Source organism: Streptomyces sp. NPDC048612 (assembly GCF_043199295.1).
Lineage (GTDB): Bacteria > Actinomycetota > Actinomycetes > Streptomycetales > Streptomycetaceae > Streptomyces.
Genome location: NZ_JBICVV010000010.1, coordinates 58,809 through 74,449 on the forward strand (window position 1 = coordinate 58,809; position 15,641 = coordinate 74,449).

Annotated in this window: 12 protein-coding genes; 5 read left to right on the forward strand and 7 right to left on the reverse strand. The window is 71.6% G+C overall.

What is annotated here, in order from left to right:
- Window positions 1-134 precede the first annotated feature (134 nt).
- Entirely contained in the window at window positions 135-1,001 is an 867-nt protein-coding gene (locus ACGFN2_RS17300; RefSeq protein ID WP_362602785.1) for a helix-turn-helix transcriptional regulator, read from the reverse strand.
- A 261-nt stretch (window positions 1,002-1,262) separates the two neighbouring features.
- Window positions 1,263-2,030: a GPP34 family phosphoprotein gene (locus ACGFN2_RS17305; RefSeq protein ID WP_362602782.1), complete on the reverse strand. Its 768-nt coding sequence runs from the start codon at window positions 2,028-2,030 to the stop codon at window positions 1,263-1,265.
- Between the two features lie 222 nt (window positions 2,031-2,252).
- Here ACGFN2_RS17305 and ACGFN2_RS17310 point away from each other — a divergent pair, with 222 nt between their 5' ends.
- Both ACGFN2_RS17310 and ACGFN2_RS17315 read left to right on the forward strand, forming a co-directional pair.
- The gene (locus tag ACGFN2_RS17310) at window positions 2,253-5,447 is read left to right on the forward strand and encodes a D-alanyl-D-alanine carboxypeptidase (RefSeq protein WP_393361020.1); all 3,195 of its coding nucleotides are present in this window, start codon (window positions 2,253-2,255) and stop codon (window positions 5,445-5,447) included.
- Between the two features lie 358 nt (window positions 5,448-5,805).
- Complete coding sequence (locus ACGFN2_RS17315; protein WP_393361457.1) at window positions 5,806-7,224, forward strand: hypothetical protein; 1,419 nt, start codon at window positions 5,806-5,808, stop codon at window positions 7,222-7,224.
- A 75-nt stretch (window positions 7,225-7,299) separates the two neighbouring features.
- On the opposite strand, the gene ACGFN2_RS17320 is transcribed toward ACGFN2_RS17315, so the two are convergent.
- Entirely contained in the window at window positions 7,300-7,689 is a 390-nt protein-coding gene (locus tag ACGFN2_RS17320; RefSeq protein ID WP_393361023.1) for an ADP-ribosylation/crystallin J1, read from the reverse strand.
- Between the two features lie 168 nt (window positions 7,690-7,857).
- Here ACGFN2_RS17320 and ACGFN2_RS17325 point away from each other — a divergent pair, with 168 nt between their 5' ends.
- Window positions 7,858-8,694, forward strand: a complete 837-nt coding sequence (locus tag ACGFN2_RS17325; protein WP_393361026.1) for an isocitrate lyase/phosphoenolpyruvate mutase family protein — start codon at window positions 7,858-7,860, stop codon at window positions 8,692-8,694.
- Window positions 8,695-8,789: 95 nt separating this feature from the next.
- Here ACGFN2_RS17325 and ACGFN2_RS17330 read toward each other — a convergent pair whose 3' ends face one another.
- From ACGFN2_RS17330 to ACGFN2_RS17345, 4 genes are all read right to left on the reverse strand, one after another.
- Window positions 8,790-9,074, reverse strand: a complete 285-nt coding sequence (locus tag ACGFN2_RS17330; RefSeq protein WP_393361029.1) for a hypothetical protein — start codon at window positions 9,072-9,074, stop codon at window positions 8,790-8,792.
- 187 nt (window positions 9,075-9,261) lie between these two features.
- Window positions 9,262-11,298, reverse strand: a complete 2,037-nt coding sequence (gene recQ / locus ACGFN2_RS17335; protein ID WP_393361032.1) for a DNA helicase RecQ — start codon at window positions 11,296-11,298, stop codon at window positions 9,262-9,264.
- Between the two features lie 323 nt (window positions 11,299-11,621).
- Window positions 11,622-12,188 carry a hypothetical protein gene (locus ACGFN2_RS17340; RefSeq protein ID WP_393361035.1) on the reverse strand — a complete coding sequence of 189 codons (567 nt, stop codon included), beginning with the start codon at window positions 12,186-12,188 and terminating at the stop codon, window positions 11,622-11,624.
- Window positions 12,185-12,847, reverse strand: a complete 663-nt coding sequence (locus tag ACGFN2_RS17345) for a hypothetical protein (RefSeq protein WP_393361038.1) — start codon at window positions 12,845-12,847, stop codon at window positions 12,185-12,187. The genes ACGFN2_RS17340 and ACGFN2_RS17345 overlap by 4 nt, the downstream gene beginning before the upstream one ends.
- A gap of 692 nt (window positions 12,848-13,539) precedes the next feature.
- Between ACGFN2_RS17345 and ACGFN2_RS17350 the strand changes: the two genes are divergently transcribed.
- Window positions 13,540-14,955, forward strand: coding sequence for a sensor histidine kinase (locus ACGFN2_RS17350; protein WP_393361041.1), 1,416 nt, complete (start codon window positions 13,540-13,542; stop codon window positions 14,953-14,955).
- Window positions 14,952-15,623 (forward strand): response regulator, encoded by a 672-nt coding sequence (locus tag ACGFN2_RS17355; protein WP_393361044.1) that lies wholly within the window; start codon window positions 14,952-14,954, stop codon window positions 15,621-15,623. The genes ACGFN2_RS17350 and ACGFN2_RS17355 overlap by 4 nt, the downstream gene beginning before the upstream one ends.
- Window positions 15,624-15,641: the final 18 nt, after the last annotated feature.

The window sequence follows — 15,641 nt, forward strand, 5'->3', positions numbered from 1 at the left end:
TTTCTTGATCTCTTTTCACCGGGGCGACGGCAGGTGTACCGTGCGATCCCACTTCTCCGGAATCCCGGATTCCGTGCAATTGGCGCCCTGGATTGCCCTCCGGATTCACCGCCCGGACGGTCTCCCGGCGGGCGTCAACTCATCGCATCCGCATGAGATTTCGCCGCATCCGCGATGAACTCCCGGCTGTGCTCCGCACTCAGCGCCTGCGCACGCAAATGCTCGTACATGATCGTGTATTTGTGCACATCGTTGGTCTTCTCCAGATAGAGGTCACTGGTGACGCCCTCGATGTACACCACGCTGGAATCGGCGGCATCGTCGAATTCCAGGATGGAGAACGTTCCCGACATGCCGGCGTGCGCACCGGTGTCGTACGGGAGAACCTGGACCGTCACATGCGGCAACTGGCTCATCTCGACGAGATGGTCCAGCTGCTCGCGCATGATCAGGTGGCTGCCGACCACCCGTCGCAGCGCACTCTCGTCCAGCACCACCCACAGCCGCAACGGGCGCTCGGGGTCGGTGACCCGTTCCTGGCGGCGCATCCGCACCTGGATGCGCTTCTCCAGATGGTCGGGCGCCAGCTCGGGGACCGTGCCGGGAATGACCGCCTCGGCGTAGCCGGGGGTCTGCAGCAGACCGGGCACCAGCAGGGACTCGTAAATCCGCAGTGAGGCCGCCTCGGTCTCCAGGCCGATGTAGACGCTGTAGGGGATGTCGCCGAAGGCGTGCCACCAGCCCTGCTGACGCGAATCCTTGGCCATCTGCATCAGCGAATCCACAATGCGGTGGTCCTCGACCTCGTAAACCCCGCACAGATCGCGCACATCGCGCTGACTGATGCTGCGGCGGCCGTTTTCCAGTCTGCTGATCTTCGACTGCGAGACCAGCAAACGCTCGGCCACTTCCTCCGCCGTCATGCCTTTGAGCTCACGGAGCCTTCGCAGCTCCTGGCCCAATCGGCGTCGCCTGACGGTGGGATTGACATGGGACGCCACGGGACGTGCACCTCCGGCTCCGTACTGCTGTCGTTTTCTGTTCAGCAGACTGCCACTCCGAGGTGACACCGCGCAGTGAAATGCACACAGAAGGCGAGCGAACGCAGGCGCGGGGTGGCGGACCGGCCGTTGTCGGTAACGGTCGGCCCGCCACCCCGCGCGTGGTGCTGCGGCTCCCGGACGGGACGTCGGGAACGGGTGGTACGAGCGGCGCGAGTGCCGCGCCGGGTGGTGCGAGAGGCCGTACGGCGTGCTCCCGCGTCAGCGGGCGCCCACCCGGGCCATCCGGCCGTGGCCGTGCCGTGACGGGACCGGCGCGCCGGCCGGGTCCGCCGTGGCCCGTGCGGCCGGTTGCCGGACGGCTCCCGCGCCGGCGGCCGCCGCCTGGGGCCGCCGGGGTTGGGCCGCGACGCCGTTCTGCACATCCATGACGGCATGTGCGACCAGGCCGCCCATCGGGTCGTGCCGGATCAGATCCCGGAGACGGGAGCGCGATGAACGCCCTTCGTTCCCTGGATACAGATGCTTGCCGAGCCCGACCGCATGGGCCAGCGCGGCGAGTGCCGCGGTCCGCGGGTCCGGGGGTACGCCGGTGCGGATCGCGTTGTCCAGCCGGGCCCTGATTTCCCGGCTGATGGCCGTCTCCGTCGCCTGGTAGCGCGTCGTCGGCAGTACTCCGCACATCTGGCCCGCCACGGCATGCACCATGCCGCACCGTTCGAGATGCGTGAGGTAGGTCTGGCGCAGCCCGAGTCGGGGCCCGCCGATCCAGTGGACCGCGCGCACCGGACTGCCGCGTCGGCGCAGCAGTTCGAGCGCGGAGTCCAGAGTTGGATCTCCTGTCGGCCGTGCCATCACCACGGCGATACGATCCCCGTCTGGGGCTATCCGTCCTGCCAGAGCCAGCTCTACTAGCTGTGCCCCGGCCAGGCCGAGGTCGAGCGACTGCGGCTGCGCTGTGGTACCCGTTGCCGGGTCCAGAGCGAGCAGCAGAAGCTCCTCCGGAATTGTTCTGCGGCTCCTGCCCATCCATGCCTCCCCGCGTGGATGAATGACAGGGTGACCCCTCTCACATTCATCTGTCGAGAGTGCGTGGGGGGTTCGGTATGGAACCGGTAGGTATGTCGTTCTCGTCTTGCACCTCGGCGACATCTTTCTGAGGGGTGCGGTACCTACCGGTACGCGTGGCGGCGAGATGGGGCCACGTGGACACAGGACACTTGGGAACACTGGGCCAGCAGCGTGGGACGTATGAAGGAGACATCGGTGGCGGGCGAGTCCCCCGACAAGTCGGACAAGAAGCAGTCGTCGGGGAAGACGGCGCGGAGCGAACGCGATCCGCGGCTGTCGGCCTTCCGCGGGAAGCCGGACGAACCGGCGAAGGAATCGGGTTCCGGGAAGAACCCGAAGCCTGAGGACGGGGCGGAGGCCGCGGCGGAGCCGAAGCCTGCTCCGGCGCCGGAGTCCACGGCGAAGAAGAAGCCGGCGGCCAAGGCGAAGTCCGGGGCGAAATCCACGTCCGGGGCGAAGGCGAAGCCCGGGACGGACGGTGCGGAGAAGCCGGAATCCGGGGCTGAGCCCGCTTCGGCGGACGATGCCGGGGCCGGGGCCGCGTCGGGGTCCGAACGCGCGTCTGAGGAGCCTCAGGGGGCCGAGGAGGGCACTGAGGGCGCCGAGGGCTCCGGGGGCGGCGACGAGCGGCTGCGCGCCGCTGTGGCCGCCTGGGTGGCGAGCAAGGACGACGAGGACGCCGAGGATGCCGAAGCGGGCGCCGAGGCGGGTGAGGGCGGCGACAGCGGCGTCGATGCCGCCGCGGCGTCGGATGCGGAGTCCGAGGACGCGGACGGGGATGCCGAGGGTGCTGCCGCAAAGACGGCAGCAAAGGCGGAGGTGCAAGCGAAGGTCGGCGCCGACGTGCCTGCCGACGCCGACGTGCCTGCCGACGGTGACGCCGAGGCCGACGGTGACGCCGACTCCGGTCGTGGCGACGCCAAGGCCGATGCCAAGGTCGGTGCCAAGTCCCAGCCGGAGCCCAAGGGTAAGAGCGAGCCCAAGGGGAAGAGCGAGGGCAAGGGCGGCCAGGGCAAGGCCGAGCCCGCGGTCGAGCCCGCGGCCGGGGAGGAGCCCGAGTCCGGGGCCCAGGGTGAGTCGCGGTCCGAGGACGCCGAGGTCGTGGACCAGCCGACCGCCGTGTTCAAGACCGTCGGGCCGCAGAAGGGCAAGCCCGGTGGGGCTGCCGCTGCGGCGGGTGCGGGCAAGAGCGGTGGCAAGGGTGACAGTGTCGGTGAGGGCAAGGGCGGCGAAGAGGCCGCTGCCGGTGCCGAGGAGTCGGAGGTCGACAACGCGACCCGGGTCTTTGCCTTCGCGAAGCTGAAGGGGAAGGGTGCCGAGGTCGAGGCCGTCGATCAGGCGACCACCGCGTTCAAGATCTCCCCGCCCGCCAAGGGCGGCGACGCGGCCACGAGCAAGGCCAAGGACAAGGACAAGGCGGACGCCAAGGCGGAAGCCAAGGCCGACACCAAGGACAAGCCGGAGAACGTCGGCAAGCCCGGGAGCAAGGGCGCGTCCGGGAGCAAGGGCGCCTCCGACGCCATGGACAAGGCCGGTGCCGAGGGCAAGGCCGGCGCCGAGTCCAAGAGCGGTTCCCAGAGCGCGTCCAAGCCCGAGGCCAAGACCACGGCCAAGGAAGATCCCAAGGCCGCGGCCAAGGACGACGCCAAGGCCAAGACCGAGACCAAGGACGATGCCAAGGCCAAGGCCAAGGCTGCGAACGTCGCCGAGCGGGACTCGGAGCGGACCAGCCAGTTCGTGGCGCTGAAGTCGGCGGACGACGGCACGGCGGGCAAGTCGCTGGGCAAGACGGCGCCGAAGACTCCCGCCCGTACGCCCGACAAGGCCGGCGACAAGGCCGAGGAGAAGCCCGGGGAGAGCGACGAGCCCGGGGAGAAGGCGAGCGACAAGGCCGGTGCCGAGCCGGCCGGCAAGGCGAGCGGTGCGCTGCCGGCCGCCGAGCCCGCGAAGTCCGCGAAGGCCGCCGCGCCGTCCAAGCCCGCGGACCGGCCGGGCACCGTGCCGCCCGCCGCCACGGCCGCCCCGTCCGAGCTGCCCGAGGCCGAGCGCACCAAGCAGCAGCCGCTGCCGCCGCTCGACCTCCTGGCGCAGCTCACCAACACCCCGCCGCCGCCCGAGACCCCGCTGCGTACGGTCGTCCGCCGGTTCAAGATCTGGACCCCGCTGGCGGCGCTGCTGGTGATCGTCTTCGTGGTCGCCCAGGCGGTGCGCCCGCTGCCCGACCCGACGCTCACCGTCGGCGACGCCAAGTCCTCGTTCACCTTCGAGGGCGGCAAGCTCGCCGTCCCGTGGCCCGCGAAGGGTCAGGCGGCGGTCAAGGTGGTGGGCTCCGGGGACGTGGGGACGTTCGGCCCGCAGAAGCCGGTGCCGACCGCGAGCGTGGCCAAGATCATGACGGCCTATGTCATCCTCACGGACCATCCGCTCAAGAAGGACGACAAGGGCCCGCAGATCGGGGTCGACGCCAAGGCGGTGACCGAGGGCGGCTCCACGGACGAGTCGCGGATCGAGGGGCTCAGGGCGGGACAGAAGTTCAGCCAGCAGGACATGCTGAAGATGCTGATGATCCCGTCCGGCAACAACATCGCCCGGCTGCTGGCCCGTTGGGACACTCAGTCCGCCAATGAGGGGGCGTTCGTCAAGAAGATGAACGCCGCCGCCAAGGACCTGGGCATGAAGAACACCACCTACACCGACCCCAGCGGCCTGGACCCCAAGACGGTGAGCACCGCGGTCGACCAGCTCAAGCTGGCCGAGGCCGTCATGAAGTTCGACGCCTTCCGGCCGATCGTCGCCATGCCGAACGCCGAGATCCAGGGCCTGCCGGAGCGGATCAACAACAACAACGACGATCTGCTGCTGGCCGGGCTGAGCATCAAGGGCATCAAGACCGGCTCCAGCACGGCGGCCGGCGGCGCGCTGTCCTGGGCGGCCTACAAGACCGTCGACGGCAAGGACCAGCTGATACTGGGCACGATGATGGACCAGCACTTCAAGGGCCTGGACCCGAACGCCTCCAACAGCCTCACCATGGTCAAGAACAACAGCAAGAAGGTCATCGAGGCCGTACGCAGCGCGCTGACCTCGGCCACGGCGGTGAAGAAGGGCCAGGTCGTCGGGTATGTCGACGACGGCCTGAACGGACTCACGCCGGTCGTCGCCACCAAGGACCTGAAGGCGGTCGGAGTCCCCGGCCAGAAGCTGACGTTGAGCGTCGGTGACGGGGGCAAGACCGTCCCGCACACCGCTAAGGCCGGTACCGAGGTCGGTGTGCTGACCGTCGGCAACGGCGAGAGCATGCAGAAGGTGCCGGTCGCCCTGCAGAAGGACCTCGTCGAGCCGTCCTTCGGAGCGAAGCTCATCCGCATCACCTGAGCGTGACGGGGGCCGCGGGTGTCCGTCCCGCGGCCCCCGGATCACCGCCCGCGGGCCCCTGGTTCACCGGTTCCGACCGGTGAACCAGGGGCCTGGTTCCTTCTTGCCCCGCGGCCCTCGTGTGCGTTCCTCCCCGGCTGCGGCCCCGCTCGCCCGTCTGGTTGTCCACAGGCGGCCCGGCGGCCCGGCGGTACGCCTTATCGTGAGCCTGCCTTTCTGACTGTCTGTCCGTCCGTCCCGCGCGTGACCGGAGTCCGTCATCGACGTAGCGCAAGCGCAGAAGACGTATGTGTCCCCCGTCGCCGCCCGCGGCACCTGGGTGGCCCAGGGCGCGGTGGTGCTGGTGCCCTCCGGGTTGATGCTGTTCCTGGGGGCGTGGGGAATCCGCCGGCAGGACGCCATATGGCGGGACGAGGCCGTCACCTACGACATGGCGCACCGCGGCCTCGCCGGTCTGTGGTCCACGCTCCAGCACGTCGATGTCGTGCACGGCCTCTACTACGCGCTGATGCACCTCTGGTTCGCCGGCTACGACGCCACCCTCCGCGGCGCCCTCGGCGACGCGGTCGGTCTGCGGCTGCCGTCCGTGGTGGCGATGACGGTAGCCGCCGCCGGGGTAGCGCTGCTGGGACAGCGCCTGGTCGGCCGGCGGGCGGGACTGCTGGCGGGCCTCACCTTCGCGCTGATCCCGGTCGTCCAGCAGTACGCGCAGGAGGGCCGCTCGTACGCGATGGTCTGTGCGCTCGTCGTCTGGGCCAGCCAGGTGCTGGTGCTCGCCGCCGCCGGCCCGCGCAGGGCGCTGTGGTGCGGCTATACGGCGCTGATGCTGACCGCCTGCCTGCTGCACGAGTTCGCGGTGCTGGCGCTGCCCGCGCACGGCGCCGCAGTGGTCCTGGCGCGGCTGCCACGCCGCGTCCTGCGCGCCTGGCTGCTCGCCTCCGGCACCGTCCTCGCCGGCGTGGCCCCGCTCGCGGTGTTCAGCACCCGGCAGTCGGCGCAGATCAGCTGGCTGATGTGGCCCGACCCGCTGCAGCTGCTGACGTTCGCCGTGCTCGCCGTCCTCGGTCTCGCCTGCGCCCGCGTCCGGGTCCGCTCCCGCGGCCCCATCGGGCTGCGCGCCCTCGGCGTCCCCCTGCTGCTCCTGCCCACCCTCCTCCTGCTGCTGCTCTCCCATGTCGAGCCGGCCTACGTGGACCGCTATGTCCTCTACTACGTGGTCGGGTTCGCGCTGCTCGCGGGCGCCGCGCTGGCACGGCTGCTGCGGCCGGACGGCGAGCGGGGCCGGGCCGGGGCACGGCGGCTGCGGCGGGGGACGGCGGTGGCGCTGCTGCCGGCGGCGCTGTTGCCGGTCGATGTCCATCTGCGCAGCCCGGACAGCCGGGTAGACGATGTCACCGCGGTCGCGCACGCCGTACGCGAGTTGGCCGAGCCCGGCGACGGGCTGCTGTTCATGCCGTCCCGGCGACGGATCTGGCGGGCGACCCTGCCGCGCGACTTCCGCGGCCTGCACGATCTGGCCCTGGCCGAGAGCCCGTCGGCCTCGCACACCCTCTACGGCACCGAGCGCTCCGGCGACGAGATCTGCGACCGGATGCTGGCCGCCCGCCGGATCGTCGTCGCCGGCGACCCGGACGGCCAGCCCGCCGACGACAACGACCAGGAACTCGCCAAGCGGTCCACGCTGCGCGCCGCGTTCGGGGTCTGCCGCACCAAGGAGGTACGCGGCGCCCGGATCACGGTGTACGGGCGGGCGGGGGAGTGCGGCGGGGGGAAGTAGGGGGCGGCGTATGCGCGTCGTGTCACCAGCGGTGTCCGGACGGGCCGTAGCGGGCAGCGGCCGCGCCCGCGCCCGTCACCCGTCCTGCGGCGGACGGAAGCTGCGGACCAGCTCGATGCGCCCGACGATATGCCGGTTGAACTCCGCCAGCTCCTCGGCGGGCACCCACAGTTCGAGGATCGTGCGGCCGCCCGCCTGCCGCACCGGATAGCGCCCGGCGAAGTCCGCCTCGACCTGGAAGCGGGTGACATGGCCGACGCCGGAGGCCGGCACGTTCCAGTCGCGGGCGATCCGCATCGCGTAGTCCTCGTTGAGCACGGGATAGAAGATCGGCTGGTCGGGCAGGCGGGGCGGCCAGGCGCGCCAGTCGGAGGCCTCGACCAGGGCGAGCTCCTCGGGGCCCGTGGGGCGCCAGAGGGTGAGGGTGGCGGGCGCGGTCCCGCTCCGGGGCGGCGTCTCGGTCATGCTCGTACGGTACGAGGCCGGGGCGGGCGGGCGCCCGGCGATTTCGGGGGCGGGCGCGGGCGGGCCGGGCGGTGGCGCGTGGTGGCTGTACGCCGGAGTGGTCATGACTCCGCGGTCCGCCGCGAGTCTTCGACACCTACCCCTGGGGCTCCGGCCTACGGTGCCCGTATGAGCACCTCCCCGGAGTACGCCACCTTCCACTTCCACGCGCTGCACCACGCCGATCAGCCGCTGCTGCTGCCCAACGCCTGGGACGTCATCTCGGCCGTGGCCCTCGCCAAGGCCGGATACGCGGCGGTCGGCACCACGAGCCTGGGCGTCGCCGCGGCCCACGGTTACCCGGACGGGCGCGCGCTCGCCGAGGCACGGGACGCCACGGTGGCACTGGCGCTACGGCTCAACGGCCGGCTGACCTGCCCTTACACGGTCGACGTGGAGGGCGGATTCGGCGGCGACCCCGGCCAAGTGGGCGACCTGGCAGCCGAGTTGGCGGAGGCAGGGGCGGCCGGACTGAACCTGGAGGACGGGCTTCCGGGCGGCGAGGGGCTGCAGGACGTGGAGCGGCAGGCCGAGTCGATCAGCGCGGTGAAGGAGCGGGCGCCGGGCCTGTACCTCAACGCCCGGATCGACACCCACTGGCTGGCGGACAGCCCGCCGCCCCTCTCGGTCACGCTGGCCCGCGCCGAGGCGTACCTCGCCGCGGGCGCGGACGGCATCTTCGTGCCGGGCGTCGTCGCCGACGAGGAGATCTCGGCCCTGGTAGCCGGGGTCCCCGCCCCGCTCAACATCCTCTTCGCCCCCGGGCGGCACACCCTCAGCCGTCTGGCGGAGCTGGGCGTACGCCGCATCAGCACCGGCTCACTGCTCTTCCGGACCGCCCTCCAGGCCACGCTCACGGCGGCCGACGCCATCCGTACCGGCGGGCAGCCGACGGAAGCGGCCGGGGCGGGCGGCGAGGTGCTGGGCTACGAGGAGGTCCAGCGGCTGGTCACGGAGGAGGAGTAGGGACGCCGGGGAGGGCAGACGCCCGGGCCGGGACCGGCTGCCGGACCCGCGGGGCCGCCCCGGGCGTCGCGCCGCGGGACCCTTCGCGTACGGGCTCAGGCCTGCTGCCCGTGGCTCCCCTGGCGCCGGCGGTGCACGGCGAGGGCCGCACCGGCCACACCCAGCACCCCCGCCCCGCCGATCAGCCCCGCCTTGGGCAGCTGACCGGCCCTCTCCGCCAGTCCGGCCAGCCCGTTGTCGGGCAGCATGATCGAGGTCCGGCTCTCCGAGGGACCGGTGGTGTCCGCGGCGAAGGCGGCACCCGCCGGCAGCAGCAGCACGGCCAGTGCACCGGTCGCGACGGTGGCGGTACGGATCACGGAGCGGCGCTGGGCCCGCATGGGTACTCCTCGTCGTGGGCGGCTCGGGCCGCCGTAGGGATGAGATAAGAGTCAGCACGCTACGGAGCGTCCTTAACGGCGATCCATCCGTTGTGTAACAGTCACCAGGATCTCTGCGATCGGTCGTGTGAAGGAACGCCCTCCCGAACCGGCCCGAATCCGCCCCTTTCCCCCTCTGCATCCGCTCTCACCAGTCGATGTCGTCCGGCGGCTCCGGCAACTCCTCGTCCTCGGGCTCCGGAACGTCGTACTGCTCCGCGGCGCCCCGGGCTGGAGCCGCGGCCGCGGTTCCGGCCGACGCCGTACCGCCGGCCCCCGTACCGCCGGCCCCCGTACCGCCCTGGGACTCCGTCTCCCGCCCGGCCAGCACATCCAGCAGGGACTCGCCGTACTTCGCGAGCTTGTTCTCGCCGACCCCGTTGACCGTGCCCAGTTCGGCCGTCGTCGTCGGCCCGAGCGTGGCGATCTCCCGCAGCGTCGCATCGTGGAAGATCACATACGCGGGCACGCCCTGCTCCTTGGCCGTACGGGCCCGCCAGCCGCGCAGCGCCTCGAAGACCGGCAGCGCCGCCTCCGGCAGGTCCACCGGCGCCGCGCGCTTGCCCTTCGTCTTCGCCTTGGCCGCCCGCGCCGCCTTCTCCGGCTCCCGCCGCATCAGCACCTCGCGCCGGCCGCCCAGCACCTCGCCGCTGGCCTCCGTGAGCACCAGCGTGCCGTAGTCACCCTCGACGGCGAGCAGTCCCTGTGCCAGCAACTGCCGTACGACGCCCCGCCATTCGGCCTCCCGCAGGTCGTCTCCCACGCCGAAGACGCTCAGCCCGTCGTGATCGAACTGGATGACCTTCGCGGTCTTCTTGCCCAGCAGGATGTCGATGATCTGGCCCGCGCCGAACTTCTGCCCGCGCTCCCGCTGCAGCCGTACGACCGTGGACAGCAGCTTCTGCGCGGCCACCGTGCCGTCCCAGGTCTGCGGCGGGGTCAGGCAGGTGTCGCAGTTGCCGCACGCGCTGCTCTCCTGCCCGAAGTAGGCCAGCAGCCGCACCCGTCGGCACTGCACCGTCTCGCACAGCGCCAGCATCGCGTCGAGATGGGCCGACAGGCGCCGCCGGTGCGCCTCGTCCCCCTCCGACCCGTCGATCATCTTCCGCTGCTGCACCACGTCCTGGAGCCCGTACGCCAGCCAGGCCGTCGACGGCTGCCCGTCCCGCCCGGCACGCCCCGTCTCCTGGTAGTAGCCCTCCACGGACTTCGGCAGATCCAGATGGGCCACGAACCGGACGTCCGGCTTGTCGATGCCCATGCCGAACGCGATCGTGGCGACCACGACCAGCCCGTCCTCCCGCAAGAAGCGGCTCTGGTGCTCGGCGCGCGTCCGCGGATCGAGCCCCGCGTGATACGGCACCGCCGCGATGCCGTTGTCCACCAGGAACTGCGCGGTCTTCTCCACCGAAGCCCGGGACAGGCAGTAGATGATCCCCGCGTCCCCCGCATGCTCGGTCCGCAGCAGCTCCAGCAGCTGCTTCTTCGGCTCGCTCTTCGCCGCGATGCGGTACTGGATGTTCGGCCGGTCGAAGCTCGCCACAAAGTGCCGGGCGTCGGCCATCCGCAGCCGCGAGGTGATCTCCTGGTGCGTGGCCTCGGTCGCGGTGGCGGTCAGCGCGATCCGCGGTACCTCGGGCCAGCGCTCGTGCAGCATCGACAGCGCCAGATAGTCCGGCCGGAAGTCGTGGCCCCACTGGGCGACGCAGTGCGCCTCGTCGATCGCGAAGAGCGAGATCTTCCCGCGGTCGAGCAGATTCAGCGTCTGCTCGACCCGCAGCCGCTCGGGCGCCAGATACAGCAGGTCCAGCTCCCCGGACAGGAACTCGGCCTCGACGAGCCGCCGCTCCTCCAGATCCTGCGTCGAATTCAGGAACCCCGCCCGCACACCGAGCGCCCGCAGGGCGTCGACCTGGTCCTGCATCAACGCGATCAGCGGCGAGATCACGACCCCCACACCGCCTCTGACCAGCGAGGGAATCTGGTAGCAGAGCGACTTGCCGCCACCGGTGGGCATCAGGACGACCGCGTCCCCGCCCCCTATGACGTGCTCGATGATCTCTTGCTGGCTGCCGCGGAACGCGTCATACCCGAACACCCGGCGCAGCACCTGCACCGCCTCGCTTGCGTCCGAAGCGCCTTCCACATCCATGTCCACGACCACTTCCACGTCCGCCAGAGCCATTCCGAAAGCCTACGAGTTCCGCGGGGGTCCTCGTCGACCCTGTGGATAACTCACCTCTGCCGGGCATGGATGCCTGGCATGACCGGCCGCCGTCGTCCGGCTGCAGGGCCGGCCGGATGTGCAGCCGACGAGGTCCGCGTGCGCGGCTGGGGCCAGGCCCTTCGACGGGCTCCCCGTCCCGGGGTCAGCCCCCTTGACGGGCTCCCGTATGCGGCCTGGTCCCGGCTCCTCACGGACGTGTGGCTCGCCTGTGGCTTCGTGCCTCGCCGTCACCCTGCGGTCCGGTGCGTACGGCCTTCCGCCGGGCCCCGGCCTCGCCCGGCTCACCGCACCGTACGCGCTGTTCCGCGCCACCCCACTCCCGCCCCTTCGTCCGAGCTGCGGCGCCGACGCCAGTACGCCACCGCTACCCACCCCAGGAGCGGGCCCCACGCGAGCAGCGGCAGATAGCAGGCGGTCATCAGCCAGGCCGCCGCACCTCGCGGGGCGGCGGGGTCGGTCATCTCCTGCTCCCAGCCGAACGAGGAGACCACCGTGATCACGGTGACCGCGGCCGCGCCCAGCGACGCGGGGACGACCGCGGCCAGGACGGGAACGTTCCGCCTGCCCAGCACCGGTACCCAGCGCGGCACCCGCTCGCCCCATGGCCGGACCAGCCCGAGGGTGAGCAGCCCGAGCCCCTCGGCAACCAGGCTCAACCCGATCAAATACAGCGACATCCAGCCCGGGAAGTTGCTCTGGTGCAGCGGATGACTCACCGCGAACCCGGAGGGCGCCCCGAACGCCACGGCGCACCGCCACAGCCCCGACGGCAGCAGCGTCAGCGGCGCGGCATGCGCCGCCCACCGCACCGGCCGGGGAACAACCGGTCCCGGCTCGGCCGCCCTCATCGCGCACCTGCCTCATCGACCGCACCGGCCCGCTTACCCCACCCCGCCGGCAGCGGCGGCAACTCCCCATGCCTGACCTTGAAGCCGCCCTTCCTCACCGTGGCGAACGGAGCCGGTGCCATACAGGTGCCGACGTGCGGGAAGGCGGCCTTGCCGTCGACGACATCGACGTTCGACACCGCCCAGGAGAAGCCGAACCGCCCTCGGCCAGGACCGCCGCTCGTGACGCTGAAGCCCAGCCGCTCCCCGATCTCCCCGGGGTCCTCGGACTGGGTGACGACGGCACTGAGCGTCGCGCTGCCGCCCCCGGTGACCAGGCAGTCCACCGCGGCCTCGGCACGTCGGCCCTGCTTCTTCTCCGGCGACCAGTGGTAGATCGTGACCTTGCCCCGCGCGTCGGTGGGCATCCCCTGAGGCAGCCCGTCGACGGGCCGGCTGAACGGGGCAGCCTGTGCATCGACGGAGAAACGGATGTCGTCCCGCGGCGAGTAGGGGTAGAAGACCCGCCCCCGACCACTCACCTTGGCGAGCCCGGCCGACGCCTTGGCGGCGGCCGCAGCGCTTGAGGGCGCGGCGGATACGGCCGCTGCGACGGACGCCGCGGGAGTGACCCCCGTCAGCGCGGCGACGGCGGCCGAGGCGGCGACGACCCCAACCACGGCCCTACAACGGCGCCGCGAGCCGGAACCGGCCCGGACACCGGAGCCACGACCTGAGATCGCCGAGGAAGGCGGAACGGAAGAAGCATTGATGCTGGTCACGACGAACTCCCCGTATATGCGGCCGCCTTGGAGGCAGCTGCGCCCATTCGCTAACCCCTCCAACCTGCTGCCGGACCACCGCACCGGACCATCTGCCGATCAGCGGATTCCTGGCACCGAAGCGGCTGCCATCTCTGCCGTTCGGGGGAGGGGGCGCCCGCGCGACCGCTCGTAGGATCGACGCGTGGTCGACGCGTGGTCGACGCGTGGGCGGCGAGAGGGCGACACGGGGGCGATGAACTCCGTGGCGTTACATGGGGGGTGGGCCTGGATGACGTGCCACATGAAGTGCGGCATGACGTGCGGCATGACGTGCGGCATGACGTGTGCCATGACGTGTGACACGACGAGCCGCATTGCGTGCCACATGAAGTGCCGTATCGGGGCGGAGACGAGATGAGGCACCTCGTGGGCAACGAGCCCGCTACGAGCTGCCGCATGCCGACGGCCGCATTATGAGACGCCGCAATCGTGCCCCGGCTCCGGAACGGGCCCCGGCCCCGGCCCTGGGGCAGGCCCCGGCCCCGGGACAGGCCCCGAATCCGATGCCGGCCCCGGGGACGCCACCGCCACCGCCCCCGCCTCGGGCCGTGACCACCGCCGCCGGACCAGGCAGCCGCCGCACAGCCCTGACGCGCTTCGCGCTCACCCTCACCGCCGCCCTGCTCCTCACCCTCGCCTTCGCCCTCAGCCACGCGTACGGCACGTGGGTGGCGGCCATCCCCTACGGGGCCGTCCCGGCCCTCTCCTCCGCCGCCCTGCTCCTCTGGGCCGTTGTCCGCTGGCCGCACTCGCGTGACTGCCTGGCCCGCCCACTGGCGTTCGTCGGCGGCCTGTCACTGCTGACCACAGTGTTCGCCGACCCTCCATCGACCCCATGGGGCTCCGTATGGCGGCTGGCCGAAACGGCGATGCTGCTGATGCTCCTTGCCGTAGTGGCCCGTTGGGCGCCGCTCCGGCAGGCGATGGCCGCGGGTGCGGTGGCAGGCGTGGCGGTCGCGACATGGACGCTGCCCCTGCTCCCGGCGCCGTCCGTACTACCGCTGGCCGGTGCCGCCGCCTTCTGGACACTGCCGGTACTGGGCGCGACTGTCATCGGCGGCTATCTACGACTTGCGGAGAGCCGGCGGCGCCTCCTGGTCATCGAGACCCGTCGCTCCCAGCAACTTCAACTCGCCCAGGATCTCCACGACTTCGTCGCCCACGACATCAGCGGCATCGTCGCGCAGGCACAGGCCGCCCGCTTCGTGGCCGCATCCGACCCGTTCCAGGCACTGCCGGCCCTGGAACGCATCGAAACAGCCGGCCTGAACGCCCTGGCATCCATGGACCGCACCATCCACATGCTCCACGAGGCAAACGGCCACACCCTCCCCCACCCGAACACCCCCACCCCACCACTCACCCCCGCCCCACCACCCGCCCACACGCAACCAGGCACCCACCCCCCACCAGGCATCCCCGCACCCCAGGAAGCCCCCACCCCAACGCCCGCCCCCACACCCACACCCCAGCCCGGCCCCCAGATTTCCCCCCACCCCGAGCCCCTACCAGGCGTGGACCAACTCCCCACCCTCATAGAACGCTTCACCGCCTCGGGGTCCATCGAGGCCCGGCTCACCATGCCTCCCACCACCCCCGAATCCCGCCTCTCCCGGGAAACCAGCTCCACGGCCTACCGAATCGTCGTGGAAGCCCTCACCAACATCCGCCGCCACGCCCCCGGCGCCACCCACGTCGAGGTGACCCTCACTCCGGCCGCCCGCCCTGCCCCCGCCTTGGCCGTCGAGGTCACCAACGACGCCGGAACGGCCCCCACCACCCCGCAACGCCCCCGCCCCCACTACCGACGCGGGCGCGACGGCCACGGCGGCCGCGGTCTGCACGCCCTGCGCGCCCGCGCACAGGCGACCGGCGGAACCCTCACCTACGGCCCCTACGGGGGCGGTTGGCGAGTACGGGCCGTACTCCCGCAGCCCCACCCGCACCCCCAGGAGACGCCATGAGCGGTACGCGCACCCGCATCCTCCTGGCCGACGACCAGGACGACGTCCGCAGCGGCTTCCGGCTGGTCCTCGACTCACAACCGGACATGACGGTCATCGGCGAGGCCGCGGACGGCGCCACCGCCCTCGACCTGGCCCGTCACCTCCGGCCGGACGTCGTCCTGGCGGACATCCGCATGCCCCGCCTCGACGGCCTGGAACTCACCCGCCTGCTGGCGGGGCCCGAGGCCACCACGCCGACCAGGGTGGTCGTCGTCACCACCTTCGACCTCGACGCCTACGTACACACCGCCCTGCACCACGGCGCCTGCGGCTTCCTGCTCAAACGCTCCGGCCCGGCCCTCCTGATCGAGGCCGTCCGCGCAGCCATGGCGGGCGACGCCCTGATCAGCCCCCAGATCACCGTGCGCCTCCTCCGCCACCTGTCCCCACCGCCAACCCACCCCCACGCCGGCCCCGGCCCCGACACCCTCACCGCCCGCGAACGCGAAATCGTCCGCCTGGTCGCCCGAGGCCACACCAACCAGGAAATAGCCACCGCCCTGGTCATCTCACCGGGCACAGCCAAGACCCACCTGGCCAACATCCAGTCCAAACTAAATCTCCGCAACCGCGTAGAAATAGCCGCCTGGTCCTGGCAAACAGGCCTCACCTCACCGGCGACGTAATCTGCCTTGTCGCCGGTA